General features: G+C 64.0%; 18 protein-coding genes and 2 tRNA genes. 5 read left to right on the top strand and 15 right to left on the bottom strand.

Annotated elements, in window-relative coordinates:
* Positions 1-281: 281 nt before the first annotated feature.
* From VKI00_RS21955 to VKI00_RS21945, 3 genes are all read right to left on the bottom strand, one after another.
* Positions 282-407: a hypothetical protein gene (locus VKI00_RS21955; protein ID WP_324441184.1), complete on the bottom strand. Its 126-nt coding sequence runs from the start codon at positions 405-407 to the stop codon at positions 282-284.
* 1 nt (position 408) lies between these two features.
* Positions 409-708, bottom strand: a complete 300-nt coding sequence (locus tag VKI00_RS21950) for a hypothetical protein (RefSeq protein WP_324441182.1) — start codon at positions 706-708, stop codon at positions 409-411.
* Between the two features lie 141 nt (positions 709-849).
* A tRNA-Thr gene (locus VKI00_RS21945) sits at positions 850-921 on the bottom strand.
* A gap of 7 nt (positions 922-928) precedes the next feature.
* Here VKI00_RS21945 and VKI00_RS21940 point away from each other — a divergent pair.
* Complete coding sequence (locus tag VKI00_RS21940; RefSeq protein ID WP_324441180.1) at positions 929-1,072, top strand: hypothetical protein; 144 nt, start codon at positions 929-931, stop codon at positions 1,070-1,072.
* A 260-nt stretch (positions 1,073-1,332) separates the two neighbouring features.
* On the opposite strand, the gene VKI00_RS21935 is transcribed toward VKI00_RS21940, so the two are convergent.
* Positions 1,333-1,407 (bottom strand) — tRNA-Thr (locus VKI00_RS21935).
* 28 nt (positions 1,408-1,435) lie between these two features.
* Complete coding sequence (locus tag VKI00_RS21930; protein WP_324441178.1) at positions 1,436-2,164, bottom strand: hypothetical protein; 729 nt, start codon at positions 2,162-2,164, stop codon at positions 1,436-1,438.
* 115 nt (positions 2,165-2,279) lie between these two features.
* Here VKI00_RS21930 and VKI00_RS21925 point away from each other — a divergent pair, with 115 nt between their 5' ends.
* Both VKI00_RS21925 and VKI00_RS21920 read left to right on the top strand, forming a co-directional pair.
* Positions 2,280-2,999: a response regulator transcription factor gene (locus tag VKI00_RS21925; protein ID WP_324441176.1), complete on the top strand. Its 720-nt coding sequence runs from the start codon at positions 2,280-2,282 to the stop codon at positions 2,997-2,999.
* 53 nt (positions 3,000-3,052) lie between these two features.
* Positions 3,053-4,495, top strand: a complete 1,443-nt coding sequence (locus VKI00_RS21920; protein WP_324441174.1) for a HAMP domain-containing sensor histidine kinase — start codon at positions 3,053-3,055, stop codon at positions 4,493-4,495.
* 737 nt (positions 4,496-5,232) lie between these two features.
* Here the strand turns inward: VKI00_RS21920 and VKI00_RS21915 are convergent.
* Complete coding sequence (locus VKI00_RS21915) at positions 5,233-5,637, bottom strand: HIT family protein (protein ID WP_324441172.1); 405 nt, start codon at positions 5,635-5,637, stop codon at positions 5,233-5,235.
* Positions 5,638-5,828: 191 nt separating this feature from the next.
* Between VKI00_RS21915 and VKI00_RS21910 the strand changes: the two genes are divergently transcribed.
* Positions 5,829-6,362, top strand: coding sequence for a YceI family protein (locus VKI00_RS21910; RefSeq protein ID WP_324441170.1), 534 nt, complete (start codon positions 5,829-5,831; stop codon positions 6,360-6,362).
* On the opposite strand, the gene VKI00_RS21905 is transcribed toward VKI00_RS21910, so the two are convergent.
* The 9 genes from VKI00_RS21905 to VKI00_RS21865 form a co-directional block, all read right to left on the bottom strand.
* On the bottom strand, positions 6,359-7,237 hold the full coding sequence (locus VKI00_RS21905; RefSeq protein ID WP_324441168.1) for an SDR family oxidoreductase: 879 nt from the start codon (positions 7,235-7,237) through the stop codon (positions 6,359-6,361). The two genes, VKI00_RS21910 and VKI00_RS21905, sit on opposite strands and share 4 nt — an antisense overlap.
* Entirely contained in the window at positions 7,234-7,659 is a 426-nt protein-coding gene (locus VKI00_RS21900; RefSeq protein ID WP_324441166.1) for a ketosteroid isomerase family protein, read from the bottom strand. Before VKI00_RS21900 ends, VKI00_RS21905 begins: the two co-directional genes overlap by 4 nt.
* Positions 7,660-7,664: 5 nt before the next feature.
* Positions 7,665-8,792, bottom strand: coding sequence for an NDMA-dependent alcohol dehydrogenase (locus VKI00_RS21895; protein ID WP_324441164.1), 1,128 nt, complete (start codon positions 8,790-8,792; stop codon positions 7,665-7,667).
* Positions 8,793-8,944: 152 nt separating this feature from the next.
* Positions 8,945-9,490 carry a nuclear transport factor 2 family protein gene (locus VKI00_RS21890; protein ID WP_324441162.1) on the bottom strand — a complete coding sequence of 182 codons (546 nt, stop codon included), beginning with the start codon at positions 9,488-9,490 and terminating at the stop codon, positions 8,945-8,947.
* Between the two features lie 2 nt (positions 9,491-9,492).
* Positions 9,493-9,702 carry a ferredoxin gene (locus VKI00_RS21885; protein ID WP_324441160.1) on the bottom strand — a complete coding sequence of 70 codons (210 nt, stop codon included), beginning with the start codon at positions 9,700-9,702 and terminating at the stop codon, positions 9,493-9,495.
* 2 nt (positions 9,703-9,704) lie between these two features.
* Positions 9,705-11,078: a cytochrome P450 gene (locus VKI00_RS21880; RefSeq protein ID WP_324441158.1), complete on the bottom strand. Its 1,374-nt coding sequence runs from the start codon at positions 11,076-11,078 to the stop codon at positions 9,705-9,707.
* A complete protein-coding gene (locus VKI00_RS21875) occupies positions 11,071-11,901 on the bottom strand; it encodes an SDR family oxidoreductase (protein ID WP_324441156.1) in 831 nt (276 codons plus the stop codon). Before VKI00_RS21875 ends, VKI00_RS21880 begins: the two co-directional genes overlap by 8 nt.
* Positions 11,902-13,113: a cytochrome P450 gene (locus VKI00_RS21870; protein ID WP_324441154.1), complete on the bottom strand. Its 1,212-nt coding sequence runs from the start codon at positions 13,111-13,113 to the stop codon at positions 11,902-11,904. It lies immediately after the preceding gene.
* On the bottom strand, positions 13,113-13,727 hold the full coding sequence (locus VKI00_RS21865) for a TetR/AcrR family transcriptional regulator (RefSeq protein ID WP_324441152.1): 615 nt from the start codon (positions 13,725-13,727) through the stop codon (positions 13,113-13,115). The genes VKI00_RS21870 and VKI00_RS21865 overlap by 1 nt, the downstream gene beginning before the upstream one ends.
* A gap of 189 nt (positions 13,728-13,916) precedes the next feature.
* On the opposite strand from VKI00_RS21865, the gene VKI00_RS21860 reads away from it, so the two are divergent.
* Positions 13,917-15,114: aldehyde dehydrogenase family protein (locus tag VKI00_RS21860; protein ID WP_324441150.1), on the top strand; the 1,198-nt coding region annotated here is incomplete at its 3' end.

Below are 15,114 nucleotides of genomic sequence, written 5' to 3'. Positions count from 1 at the left end.
AGGCCATCAACGGCCGCCTGGAAGCCTTGCGCCGCAACGCCCTCGGATTCCGCAACCTCACCCACTACCGCTGGCGCTCACTACTGCACAGCGGAGCACTCCACCAACTTGTCAATGCACTCTGAATTACGAAGAGCCACTGAAGGGCGTGCCCGGCGAATGGCACCTCTTCGCCGTCGCCCCTCCGTAGCGGTGGGTTTCGGGCGAAACTCATTTCGCCTGCCTTAAGCGCTTGTGCAGCCGGGACAGGATGGGCCGGGGATTGGTCTGGGGGGTCCCCGCTACTTCTTGGCCGCCGTGGTCTTCGCCGTCGTCGGCGCTGCGGTCGGTAGCCCGGTGACGTGGCAGATCGCGGCGGGCCTCTCGACCGCCAGGTTCAATCTTTCCTCGACCAGTACGCGAACCACGTTATCGGTGAAATCCGTTCCGGTTGTACAGAACGAAGTTGAACGGGTGAACCTTGCCGGTCTCCGGAAAGGTCACCGCAGCGTGGACCTGGCGCGCTTGTGCCCGTTTTCGGCTCCGGGCGCTGAGTATGTAGTAGGTCGCGGCGGCGATGGCCGCGCCGCCGGTCCCGATGGCAGTTGCCCACTCGGCGGCATTTCCCCAAACGTCCGCGTAAAACGGAAACCCCCATAGCTCGCCCCACACCGCGCCAAAGTATCCGACCGCACGCGGCGGGCCGATCCCCGCCCCAGGTGCGGCCACAGGCAGTCAGAACTAAGAAACCCAGCAAACGGCTCTGCGAGCCTCACCGCCCGGGGCCTGTTTCGTTTGTGCCCAAACTGTGCCCACGGATATTCGACCGAAATAGCGTTTCTACCAGCGCAGATACCGGGACCACGGCGGAGCCTCCTGTCAGGATTGAACTGACGACCGCTCGCTTACAAGGCGAGTGCTCTACCACTGAGCTAAGGAGGCCGTCACCGTGTACTGCCCGGAGCCGCCGGACTTGTCGGACTCGTGGGACTCGTCGGGGTCGCAGGGATCGTTGGGGTCGCAGGGCTTGTTGGGGTCGGAGGGCTGGTTGGAGTCGCAGGGCTGGGAGGACTCGTGGGCGTGGGACTCATGAGGCCTGGCCCTTCGCCACACCAGTCGGCCACATCTTTCGGGTACTGGTCTAGCGGCCCAGGACAGCGCTGGCCCGGCGGGAAGTTGGCACCGGCGTTGAGCAGATCGCAGGGGACATAGACCTGCTTGCCTTTAGGGGTGTTGGTCAAACACTTCGTCGGCGGCTCGGCACGAGCCGCGACAGGGACGACGGCCGCCACCAACACAATGCCGAGCGCCCAAGCAAGGCGGCGATAGGTCATGAGAACTCCTCTAATGCTGTGGAGCCCCCTGTCAGGATTGAACTGACGACCTTTCGCTTACAAGGCGAGTGCTCTACCACTGAGCTAAGGAGGCCGGTTTTAACCGGTGTCAGCCTAACGGCTCACTCGTCGTGGTCGATGACGCGCTGGGAACGCACAGTCCGCGGCGGCGAGCGCCGTGACGGGCGGCGGCCCGGCAACGGAATCCGGTCGGCGATGTTGCTGAGCGGGTTGACCACCATGGTCAGCGATATGACTGCATCCTGCAGCGTTGCGATCGCCGGCTCCAGCGCCTCCATCCCGGGCACCAGCCGGCTCAGGGTGTCCGCGACGGCGGCGAGCTGCTCGAGCGGACCGTTGCGGGCTGTCAGCTTGTCGATCAGACCACCCTCCGCCAGCAGTCGATCGGCCAGCCCGTCTTCGGCGAGTAGCCGATCAATCAGCCCGTCGTCGGCAACCAGCTGGTCCACCAGGCCGCCGGGCTTCAGCGCGCGTTCCAGCCCACCACCCTCGGCGGTCAGCCGGTCGAGCAGGCCGCCTTCCTGGGTCAGCATGTCGACCACCCCGCCCGGGCGCAGCAGCCGATCGATCGGCCCGTCGGTAGCCAGGGCGCGCCCCATCGGCGCGTCGTCGTCCAACAACCTGGCCAGCCGGTTGGCCCGGGTGATCGCGTCGTCGATGCCCAGCATGTGCGCGACCGCATTCGGGCCGCCCGGCGTGCTCGCCTCGCCCAATGTTCGATGGGCAATGCCGAGCGCCGACGTCGCGACGCCGAGGCCCGCGTCGGCGGCAGCGAGTCCGACCCGCACGGGCGCGGTGGCGAGGGCGGCCAGGCTTTTGCCAAGGTTCATGCCCCGAGTGTATTCGCGCCGGTCGCGGCGTTTTGCGACTGTCGCAAAACCAACTGACAGCAACCTCACAGCAATTGTCGAGGCTGTCTTGAGCTAAGTGCGAGCAAATAGACAGATGGGATCGGCAGTCGCAGAAGAAACCACTCCGGAGGCGCGGGTACTCGTCGTCGACGACGAAGACAACATCGTCGAACTTCTGTCCGTGAGCCTCAAGTTCCAGGGCTTCGAGGTGCACACCGCGACGAATGGACCGGCGGCGCTGGATTTGGCCCGCGACGTCAAACCGGATGCGGTGATCCTCGACGTGATGATGCCCGGCATGGACGGATTCGGGGTGCTGCGCCGGCTACGCGCCGACGGCATCGACGCCCCTGCGCTGTTCCTCACCGCCCGCGATTCGTTGCAGGACAAGATCGCCGGGCTGACACTGGGTGGCGACGACTACGTCACCAAGCCGTTCAGCCTGGAAGAGGTCGTCGCTCGGTTGCGAGTTATCTTGCGGCGCACCGGAAAAGGCATCATCGAGCGTCGCAACGCCCGGCTGACGTTCGCCGACATCGAACTCGACGAGGACACCCACGAGGTGTGGAAGGCCGGCCAGCCGGTGTCGTTGTCGCCTACGGAGTTCACCCTGCTGCGCTACTTCGTGATCAACGCCGGCACCGTGTTGAGTAAACCGAAAATCCTGGACCACGTCTGGCGCTACGACTTCGGCGGTGACGTCAACGTCGTCGAATCCTATGTGTCGTATTTGCGCCGCAAGATCGACACCGGCGAGAAGCGGTTGCTGCACACCCTGCGCGGGGTGGGCTATGTGCTGCGCGAGCCGCGATAAGACGCAGCGCGGCTGTGCCGTGAAATAGCGCAGCGTAGACGCAGAATATGCAGATGCCGAGACACTATCGGGCCGCACTGCCGCTAAGAGTCGGCTTGGTCGCCGCCACCCTGCTGCTGGCAGCGTGCGGGCTGACCGCCTCCGGCATCGCCGTCACCGAGATCCTGCGACACAGCCTGATCAAGCGAGTTGACCAGACGCTGGAAGAGGGGTCGCGCCGCAGCTGGGCGCAGGCACCGCCTGGGACCTCCTCGTCGCGCCGCGGTCCGACGCCGGAGGGTCCGCCGTCGAACTTTTACCTGCGTGCCATGTCTCCCGACGGGCACACCTGGACGGTCGTCAACGACAGCAATGCGCAACCCGCATTGCCCGACAACAACGATGTGGGCGGCAAACCGACAACGGTTGGATCGGTCGACAACTCCGGCGTGGCGTGGCGGGCGGTGTCGGTCCATGGGCCGCATGGTCGGTTAGTCACCGTTGCTTACGACCTTTCCGACGTGCAGGCGACGGTCCGGTCGCTGGTCTGGTTGCAGGTCGGTATCGGCGCCGCGGTGTTGGTTGTCCTCGGGCTGGCGGAGTATTGGTCGGTGCATCGAAGCCTGCGACCGTTGATGGAGGTCGAGCAGACCGCCGCGGCGATCGCCGCCGGCCAGCTGGATCGCCGTGTGCCCGAACGGGATCCGCGCACCGAGGTTGGTCGGCTTTCGCAGGCGCTCAACGGGATGCTCGCTCAGATCCAGCGGGCGTTCGCGTCGTCCGAAGCCTCGGCGGAGCAGGCGCGGACCTCAGAAGAGCGGATGCGGCGCTTCATTACCGACGCCAGCCACGAGTTGCGCACTCCGCTGACCACGATGCGCGGGTTCGCGGAGTTATATCGCCAAGGCGCCGCCCGCGATATGGAAATGGTGATGTCGCGAATCGAGAGCGAATCGCGGAGGATGGGCCTGCTGGTCGATGATCTGCTGTTGCTGGCCCGGCTCGATGCGCACCGGCCGATCGAGCGCAACCGCGTCGACCTGCTGGCGCTGGCCAGCGACGCCGTGCACGACGCGCAGGCGGTCGCGCCGAACCGCAATATCACGATGCAGGTATTCGACGGCCCCGGCACTCCCGAGGTGCTCGGCGACGAGCCCCGGCTGCGTCAGGTGCTCGGCAACCTCGTGACCAACGCTCTGCAGCACACGCCGGAAAGCGCCGACATTGTTGTGCGGGTCGGCACCGACGCCGAGGACGCGATCTTGGAGGTCGTCGACAAGGGGCCCGGCATGAGTCAGCAGGACGCGCTGCGCATCTTCGAACGGTTCTATCGCACCGATTCGTCGCGCGCGCGGATCAGCGGCGGCAGCGGTCTGGGCCTGTCGATCGTCGATTCGTTGGTTAACGCCCACGGTGGCATCGTCACCGTGACCACGGCGCCCGGGCAGGGCTGCCGCTTCTACGTCTGCCTACCGCGCATCGCCGACGTGCCCGCCCACGCCCGTTCAGCCAGGTAACGTTCGCACCTGTGCACGATTAGAGGGGGACGGGGGTCGATTCGATGACGACTCAGAATAGAAGTGCCGGTCTAGTCGACAGCGGTGACTCCGCAGATGCCCTCGCTGCGCTGTATGCAGCTGAACGGTCCGAGGTGCAAAGCATTCTCGGGCATGCGCTTAGCCTGATTAGTATCTTTATGGCCTATTCGACTTTCATTGGTGTTACCTGGGCGACCAGGCCGAATACAATACCGCACTATCTGATCCCGTTTATTCCTGTAATTGCATTTTTGGTGGTAGCGTAGCATTCGCAGCTGAACAGTCGAATCTGGGCGCACAATCAAGTGATCTTCATCCTCGAACAGCGGCTTCTAGATCTGATCCCTAGTATCGAAAATCCCACCAGGCTTTGGATCGGGCATACCAGTGGCAGGCTCGTAGTTGAGCTGCCGATCCTGTTGAAAGAGCGAAGGTTTGGGATGCCCGCCGCCAGCGTTATCACGTACGGAGGAATGTTGGCGATCGTTCTGTCTCTTACGGTTGCAAGTATTGTCGTCCCCATCGCCGTAAACCGGGATTGCCAAATGCTCGCGTCGATAATGGCAGTTTTGTATCTTATCGCGCTGTCGCTACTGTTGGCCTCGTATAGGTCTTCATTCGACATTACCGCGAAGAAGATGGATGAATGGGCGACATCGGCTCGGAAGACCTTTTCCGGTCAATTCAATCCGTAAGGGTAACCCACCCCTCGGGGCTCAGGCCAGTTCGGCGAGGGCAGCCTTGATCTTGGCTTGCGCCTCGTCCAAGGATGCCGGAGATGGGTTGTTATCGACATTGGCGAAGCCGAAATCGCTCAGGCTGCGGGTCGGAAAGACGTGGACGTGCAGGTGGGGAACCTCGAGCCCGGCGATGATCACGCCGGCGCGCTCGGCGTCGAACGCCCGGCACACGGCCTTGCCGATCAACTGGGCCACCGACATCACCCGGCCGAGCACCGCTGGGTCGAGGTCTTGCCATTGATCGAGCTCAGCTCGCGGGACGACCAGTGTGTGGCCCTGGGTCATCGGCTGGATAGTCAAGAAAGCGACGACCTCGTCGTCCTCGTACACGAACCGGCCCGGCAGTTCCCGGTTGATGATCTTGGTGAAGACGGTGGTCACGGGCGCCGCTCCTCCTCATCGCTTGGCTCTGCATCGTCGCGGACGCGCGACATGGGCTCCAGCATATGAGTCCCGCACTTCGCTGTTACGGACAGGCGGCGAGGACTATCGTCGAATGTTAGCTGGTGCGAATGCCGAGGGTTGGCAGCGGCGCTGCGCGACCAACCCACGCTGACATGCATGGAGGCGAGATGTTAACTGTCACAACATTTCTCAGCAGTCCCGAGGCGGTGGGTGTTTGGAACGTGGTTCCGCAACGTTCGTCCATCCGGTTCGAGAACAAGACGATGTGGGGCGCGATGAAGGTCCGCGGCGACTTCACCGAGTTCAGCGGCGGCGGGGAAATTCAAGACGCTCGAACGGTATCCGGCCGAATCGAAGTCAAGGCGGCCTCAGTGCACACCGGACTCGGGAAACGCGACGAAGATCTGCGGTCGCCGGCCTTCTTCGATGTCGAGAAGTATCCGAACATCACTGTCGTGATCAGCGGCGGTGAGGCCACCGGTGCTGACACCGTGCGCCTGCACGCCGATCTCACCGCCAAGGGCATCACCGCGCCAGTGCCGCTTCAGGCCCACGTCGAGGTGCTCGACGGCGGCGAGGTGCGATTGACCGCACGGACGACGATCGCACGCAAACAGTTCGCCGTGGAAGGAAACATGTTCGGCATGGTGGGCGCCAAGACGGCACTGAACGTCAGCCTGGTGTTCCATCACCAGAACTAGCCGGCAGCGCCGTCGATCAGTCCGGAAAGCTCTGCCACCGACCACGGTGGTGAGTCGTGATGGTCTCGGTAGCCGATCAAGGCCGGCGTGGCTCGGGGGTATCGCCCGACGAAACCGCCTGACGCAACGAAGATTTCGCCGGTGACCCGCTCGGCGAGATCGCTGGCCAGATAGACATAGGTGGGAGCGACGTAGTCCGGTGGTGCTACGTCCAGCGATCCCTGCATCGAGACTTCGTCAAGCAGCCCACGCCGGTTCAAGTCGATGATCTGGGCTTCGTAGTCCGGCCCGGTGGACAGCCGCGTCCTGGCACCCGGGCACACCACATTGGCCCGCACGCCGCACCCCTTCAACTCGGCGGCGATCGCCAGCGTCAGACTGTTGACCGCGCCCTTACCGGCCGGGTATCCGCTGCCGCCGTAATCACCGAGAAACGCGAACGAGCTGGTGTTGACGATGCTGCCGCCGCCTTGCTCGACCATCTTCGGGGCGGCCGCACGGCAGGTCGCGAACACCGTATGCAGGTGCGACTCCAGCAGCTCGCCGAACTGGGCCGGGCTGATGTCGAGGATGGACGAGCCTCGCGGTTCGGCGATGCCGGCGCAGTTCACCAGAATGTGGATGGCGCCGAACTCGTCAATACACCTGTCCACCAACGATTCCGCTGCCGACTGATCGGATGGTGAGCCGGCATGCGCCACCGCGCGCCCACCGCCGGCGGTGATTCCCTCGGCGGTGGTGCGGGCGGCGTCTGCGTCGCGGCCGTTGACCACCACGCCGGCGCCGTGCCGTGCCAACAAGGTCGCGACGGCTGCACCGATACCGCGCGACCCGCCGACCACGACGGCGCCGCGGTCGGCCAGCAGCGAGCTCACTCCTCGGTGCCGAATGTCATCATGTCGAGGTTCCAGTAGCCGCGCATATTCGTGATCAGCCCGGCGTCGTTGACCTTATATGTGAACACACCGCGGACCTTGCTGGTGATCCCGTTGTCAAACTTGCTCTGCAGCACCAAGATATGCGCGATCTCGTTGGGGTCACTGGACGGGAAGGTCTCCTCGCAGGTGATTGTCAGCTGGTTGGCGGCGATGTTGGTGTCGTAGAAGCCGGCCATCCCGTCCTTGCCGCGCACGCCGGTGCCGTCGGGGTTGGTAACAGACTTGCCGATCGGGTCCTCGACGACGACGTCGTCGGCCATCAGGGCCAGCCAGCCTTCCCGGTCGTGGGCCTGCACACAGCGCCATGACGACTGTGAGGCGGTCAGTGCGGGGGACTGCTGAACGGTTTCCTGGGACATGGCATTTACCGGTCGGCGTCGGTGTAGCGGATGACGCCGCGAATGTTCTTGCCGTCCAGCATGTCCTGGTAGCCGTCGTTGATCTGCTCCAGCTTGTACTGACGGGTGATCATGTCGTCGAGGTTGAGCTTGCCGACTTTGTACATCGACAACAGCTGCGGGATGTCGTACTGCGGGTTGCCGCCACCGAAGATGGTGCCCTGCAGGTTCTTCTGCATCAGGGTCAGCATCGCCAGGTTGAGGGTGACGTTGTTGTCCAGCAGGCTGCCGATGGCGGTCAGCACGCAGGTGCCGCCCTTCTGGGTCAGGATCAGGTAGTTCTCCACATCGGCGCCGTGTAGCTCGCCGACCGTAACGACCACCTTGTGGGCCATCAGACCGTAGGTCACCTCCATGATTCCGCCCATCGCGGCGAAGACGTCCGGGTACACGTGCGTGGCGCCGAACTTGAGGGCCTGGTCGCGCTTCCACTCGACCGGGTCGATCGCGAAGATGTAGCGCGCGCCGGCATTGACTGCGCCCTGCAGCGCGGCCATGCCCACGCCGCCGACGCCGACAATGGCGACGTCCTGACCCGGCCGGATGTCAGCGGTGCGAACCGCCGAGCCGTAGCCGGTGGTCACGCCGCAACCGACCAGCGCCGCCACTTCGAACGGCACCGACGGATCGATCTTCACCACCGAACTCTTGTGCACCACCATGTACGGCGAGAACGTTCCCAGCAGCGTCATCGGAAACACGTTCTGGCCGCGGGCCTGAATCCGGAACGTTCCGTCGCTAACCGCTGCGCCGTTGAGCAGCCCGGCCCCCAAGTCGCACAGGTTGCGCATGCCCGACTGACAGGTCGGACAACTGCCGCAGGACGGGATGAAGGACAGCACCACGTGGTCGCCCGGGGCGATGCCCTCAACGCCAGGACCCACTTCGGTGACGACGCCGGCGCCTTCGTGTCCGCCGAGAACCGGGAACCCGCCCATCGGGATGCCGCCGGTCACCAGGTGGTGGTCGGAATGGCACATTCCGGCCGCTTCCATCTGGATCTTGACTTCATCCTTCTGCGGGTCGCCGATCTCGATTTCCTCGATCGACCAGGGCTGGTTGAACTCCCAGATCAGAGCGCCCTTTGTTTTCATAGCAGACCTCCATCAGCATGCCCTGACCCGTGTCTCGGTGTAAGGGGCCGGCCTGGGCCGGACGGCAATTTAGAACGTGTTCTCATTCGCAGCCCATTATGACGTGCGTCACCGTGTTGTAAACAAGGGGGGAGCGTCATCGTGGCCGGAGATCACCAGATGGGTACCGGAGCCTGTCCCAGCGGGTAGTAGCCGGGCAACTTCTCCCCGGCCACGCTGCGTTCGATCCGTTTCTGCATGCCGATGCTCAGATCGCCCGATTCGATCAGGGACGCGAACATCTTCGCCACATGACCGAAGTCGAAGAAGTCACGCTGCCACTCGATGAGCTGGTCGCCATTGAGACGGAACCAGCTGCCGCCGATGCCATAGATCTCGTCCTGACTTCCGTCGGTCTTGTTGACGATCTGCTTCCAGAAGCCGACGATTTCGCCCTGCTTGTCGTCGATGAGTACCTTCTGGTACTCGTACACCCAGTTCTCCAGGCCTTCCATTTCCATGCCGAGCGCGACGTCACGAATCTCGTCGACGCCGACACACATCACGTCTTCCTTGGGACCGATGTTCCAGCCGTACGTGGCCTCGGGCGCATAGAAGTCAGCCAGCGGCTTCCAATCGCCCGCTTTCTCACAGTCCTTGTTCGCCTGGAGCCAGCGGTCGACCCATGCCTCGAGTTGCTCACGCGGGTGTGACGCCATTATCAGTCTCCCTTATCTTCTTCGATGAATAACGCTCGGGTTGGGCACATTTCGACCGCCCGTTCGATCTCCTCGCGGGCATCCTCCGGTGGTTCAGCGTCGACGATCTCGACCTTGCCCCGTTTGGGTACCCGGAAGTAGTCCGGTGCCTCCAGCTCGCACATGGCATGGCCTTGGCACAAATCCAAGTCGGCGCCGACCCGGTATCCCATGATCAGCTCTCGGTGCGGCGGCGGTAGCGCACCTTCGCGGGCGAGGCCAGCTGCACCACCATCTTGGAGTGGTCGTTGCGGTAGCTGTCCGCGGGCTGCGCCATCTCGAACTCGTACTCGCGCAATAGCACCGAGAAGATCGCTTTGATCTGCATCTGTGCGAACGCGGCTCCGACGCAGCGGTGCCGGCCGGCGCCGAAGGGAATCCACGTCCACCGATTGGCGATGTCGGCCTGCTCCGGCTTGTTGTAGCGGTCCGGGTTGAACGAGTTGGGTTCGGGAAAGTCTTCGAGGATCCGGTTGGAGATCGCCGGCGACGCCGCGACGAAGTCACCTTCGTGAATCGGGTAGCCCTCGACCTCGAATTCGCCCTTGGCCACCCGCATCAGGATGATCAGCGGGGGATGTAGGCGCAACGTCTCCTTGAGCACATTGTCCAGCTTCGGAATCTGGCGCAGCGCATGGAAACTCACCTCCTGCCCATCGGCGTACAGGTCGTCGAGTTCCTTGACTACCTGCGCGTAAGCGTCGGAGTGGCGAATCAGCTCGATCAACGTCCACGACGAGGTGCCCGAACTGGTGTGGTGCCCGGCGAACATCAACGAGATGAACATGCCGGTGATCTCGTCGGCGGTGAAGCGGGGATTGCCCTCCTCGTCCTTGATCGACACCAGCACGTCGAGCATGTCGCGGTCGCTCTTGTCCTTGGGCGGGTTCGCGATCCGCTGATTCATGATTTCCTGCACCAGCGCCACCAGACCTATGCGGGCCTGGTCGCGGCGCTGGAAGCTTTCAATCGGCAGGTAGGCGTCGACGTAGCACAACGGGTCTGTGCCGCGCTCCAACTCGTGGTAGTAGTGGGCGAACCGGGAATCCAACTGCTCGCGGAACTTCAGCCCGATCAGGCAAGCGGTCGAGGTGTAGATGGTCAACTCGGCGAAGAAGTCGAGCAATTCGATCTCGCCCTCGTCGCCCCAATCGGCGATCATCTTGCGGACTTCGTTCTCGATCGTCGCCGCGTGACCCTTCATGTGCTCGCCCCGCAACGCGGTGTTGTGCAACATCTCGGCGCGGCGCTCGGGGCTGGCGTCGAAGACCACGCCCTTGCCGAAGATCGGCGTCATGAACGGATAAGCCTCGGCCTGGTCGAGATCCTCGTCGGCAGAACGGAAGAAGAACTCGTTTGCTTCGGCGCCGGACAGGAAGATGACGTGTTTGTCGGCCAACTGGAACCAGCCCACGTCGCCACACTCGTCGCGGGTGCGCTGCATCAGGCCGATCGGATCGGTCCGGAACTCCTCGAGATGACCGTGCTCTTCTTCGCCGCCGGAAACCCGCGGCACGATGGCTGTCTTCGCCGTAGTTGCATCAACCATGTCCGGGCATCCCCTCTTCACCGAGTGCGAGTTTCTGGCGGTCCTTGTTGTCGGCCAAGGGCGCCTCCGGCTGAAGTTCCATGGTGACCACGAAACCGCCCCTTGGTGTTTCGGCGACGAACGCAATCGCCCGGGCGAGGTCGCCTGGCCGCAGGAAGTAGTCGTGGCGCGCCTGCCCCCATTTGGCCCAGTCTTCTAGCGCCGGCCCAATCGATTCGGCGGGCAGGCTCCAGCCCATCGCGGTCTTGGTCGGGCCGGGATGCACGATCGAAGCCCGCACGCCGGTGCCCTCGAGTTCCATCTGCAGGTTGGTCACCATCGCGACCAGCGCGGCCTTCGCCGCGCCGTAGGCGCCCATGTGCGGTCGCTGCCGCAGAGCAACATCCGAACCCACGAAAATCAGGTCGCCGCGTTGCCGCTCGACCATGCCGGGAAGCACGGCGGTGGTCAACCGGTTGGCCCCGATCAGGTGAATCTGGATCTGCGATTCGAAAGTGGCGGTGTCGATTTCGTGCAGTCGCCCGAAATAGGTGTCGCCGGCGCCGGTGACCAAAACCTCTATGTCGCCCAGCTGCTCGGTGGCCTGGTGAACGAATCCCTTGACCGACTCGGCGTCGGTGACGTCGAGCGGCAACGCGATCGCCTCGCCCCCGTCGGCGCGGATCTTCTCGACGATCTCCTGACATTTCTCGACGCGCCGCGCGCCCAACGCCACCGGGAATCCGTGGGCGGCCATCTCGACGGCGGTGGCCGCTCCGATACCCGAGGATGCACCAGCAACAATCGCGGGCCGACGGGCCGGATGTGGTTCGAAGCGTGGCATTTACGAGACCTCCACGGCCATGGGTAAGTGGGCGAACCCGCGGACATTGCTGGAATGGACGCGGACGGCGTTGGCCTCGTCGACCTGATATCCGCGGATTCGTCTGAACAATTCGGTGAGCGCCACCCGAGCTTCCATTCTGGCCAGGTGCGCACCCAGGCAGAAGTGCGCGCCGCTGCCGAAACTCAGTAACTTGGAACCGATGTCGCGCCCGATCACATAGTCGTCGGGGTTGTCGAAGACCCGCTCGTCGCGGTGCCCCGAACCGGGCAGCAGCAATAGTACGTCGCCGTCGGGGATCGTGGTGCCGTAGAGGGTGAGCTCGCCGGACACCGTGCGGGCCAGGATTTGACTGGAGGTGTCGTAGCGCAGGGTTTCCTCCACCCACAGCGGCACCTTCGACAAATCGTCGTAAACGGGGGTCAGCTGGTCTGGATTTCGATGGCCCCAGAATGCCGCGTTGGCAAGGAGTTTGGTGGTGGTCTCGTTGCCGGCGATGACCATCAGGAACATGAACCCGAGGATTTCGTCGTCGGTGAGCCGGTCGCCGTCGATCTCGGCCTCCAGCAGTGCCGTCGTCAGGTCGTCGGTCGGCTTCTTGCGACGCTCGGCGACCATCTCCTGGTAGTAGACGATCAGGTTGAGCGACGCTTCGATGGCCGAAGCCGGGACATCGCTGACGCCTTCGTCGCGGTGCATGACGCCGTCGGCCCAGGCGCGCACCCGCGCCCGATCCGGATCGGGGACTCCCATCAGCTCGGAGATGACGTCCATCGGCAGCTTTCCGGCGAACGCGTCGACGTAGTCGACCGTTCCCGACGTCGCCTTCTCCAGCATGGTGTCGAGGTGCTGCTTGGCAATCTCGGTTACCCGCGGCTCAAGCTCACGAATTCGCCTGGGCGTGAAGCCTTTCGACACCAGAGTCCGCAGCCGCAGGTGCGCCGGATCGTCCATCGCCAGAAACGACATGGTCTTGGAGGCGTGCGGGCCCCTGGACGCGGGGTCCAACGAGACGCCGAAGCGGTTGGACAGCGTGGTGCTATTGCGGAAGCCCTGATGCACGTCGGCATGCCGAGACAGGGCCCAAAAACCCAGCTCCTCATTGCGATACAGCGGCGCCTCGTATCGCAGCCGTTGGTAATACGGGTAGGGATCCTCGTGGAAGTCGTAGTCGTACGGATCCAGCAGCGGCTTGTCGATCTGAAGGGTCATCAACTTTCCCTGGTTGTCAAAATAAGGCCGGCCGCGTAGCCGAGGTGCTCGGCGATCTGGTGATAGCTGTACGCCCCGCTGGCGGCGTTGACCAGCGCGCCGAAGAACGCCATTTCGAGTACGGACACTGCGCGGGGATCCGCGTCGGGCCCGATCGCCGAGGTGATGCGGCGGTGGATTTCCGCGCCGATCCGGTCGCGCGCGGACCGCACCGCCGGGTCGCCGCCGCCGCCGAGCAACGCCGCGGTGCACGCCGCGGCGACCTCGGGTTCGTCGGCGACAACCAGCGCCAGGTGACGCAAGGCCTTGTCCACCCGGGTCGGCATCGGCTCGTTGACGTCGGTGAAATAGGGGACTCGTCGCACCAGATCCAAATAGACCTCGGCGATCAGGTGGTTTTTCGACGAGAAGTAGGTGTAGGCGGTTGCCGGGGCCACCTTGGCGCGAGCGGCCACCGCGCGAACGGTCAGGTCGGCATAGGACTTCTCCCGCAGGACCTCGACGCCTGCGGCGAGCACCTTGCGGAACGTCTCTTCCTGGCGACGGTTGCGTTGCACCTCCCCGGCCGGAGGGCCGGTCCTGGAAGTGATCGCGACCACTGAATCGCTGGACACCTGTCCAAGCTATCCGATAGCCACGACCCGAAGCAAGTCCGGTTTGCGAAATAGCTGCAAAACTTGCATTTTCCAGCTGGTTTCTGCTTCCAGCGATGACCCGCCCTTGCACTTTGCCGGACTTGGCGACTATGGTTCGACCTAATCGAACCGGACAAGTGTCTATTTTTACGAGGCGCGGAGGCGAAGATGGCATTGCTGGCCGACGGCGTTAGCGCTCTGCTTATCGACGGCAAGCTGACCATCGGCAGCGGGGGCACCTTTCCCACGGTCAACCCGGCCACCGAGGAAGTCCTCGGTGTCGCGGCCGATGCCGACACCGAGGACATGGGTCGTGCCATCGAGGCGGCGCGGCGGGCCTTCTACGAGACAGACTGGCCGCGCAACACCGAACTGCGGGTGCGGTGTGTCCGCCAGCTGCGCGAGGCGATGCAGCAGCACCTCGAAGAACTACGGGAGTTGACCATCGCCGAAGTCGGCGCGCCGCGGATGCTCACCGCAATAGCTCAGCTCGAAGTCCCGGTCAACGATCTGGCTTTCGCGGCAGACACGGCCGAATCGTACGAATACACACAGGATCTCGGCGAGGCCTCGCCGATGGGCATCCCCACTCGGCGCACGATCGTCCGCGAGGCCGTCGGTGTCGTCGGCGCCATCACCCCGTGGAACTTTCCGCACCAGATCAATCTGGCGAAGATCGGACCCGCGCTGGCCGCGGGCAACACCGTCGTCTTGAAGCCCGCGCCCGACACACCCTGGTGCGCCGCGGTGCTCGGGGAACTCATTACCGAGCACACCGATTTTCCGCCCGGGGTGATCAACATCGTCACGTCGAGTGATCACGGTGTAGGCGCGTTGTTGGCCAAAGACCCTCGGGTGGACATGGTGTCGTTCACCGGGTCGACGGCCACCGGCCGCAGCGTGATGGCCGACGGGGCCGCCACCATCAAGAAAGTGTTCTTGGAGCTCGGCGGCAAGTCGGCGTTCATCGTGCTTGACGACGCCGACTTGGCCGGTGCGGTTGGCGTGGCGGGATTCTCGGTGTGCATGCACGCCGGGCAGGGATGTGCGATCACGACCCGGTTGGTGGTGCCACGGGCTCGGTATGACGAGGCTGTCTCCATTGCGGCCGCAACGATGGGGGGAATCAAGGCCGGCGACCCGACCGACCCCGGAACCATTTGCGGGCCATTGATTTCGGCTCGACAGCGCGATCGGGTGCAGGACTACCTCGACTCGGCGATCGTTGAGGGCGGGACGTTCGCGTGCGGAGGAGGCCGGCCGGCCGGCCGTGACGTCGGTTTCTTCATCGAGCCCACGGTGATCGCGGGGCTGGGCAACGACGCCCGCTGCGCCCGCGAGGAAATCTTCGGCCCGGTCCTGACGG

The sequence above is a fragment of the Mycobacterium sp. genome (assembly GCF_035314665.1).
In the GTDB taxonomy this organism is placed as follows: Bacteria; Actinomycetota; Actinomycetes; order Mycobacteriales; family Mycobacteriaceae; genus Mycobacterium.
The sequence above is the reverse complement of the archived record's forward strand: the minus strand, read 5'-3'. Positions and strand labels throughout refer to the sequence as shown.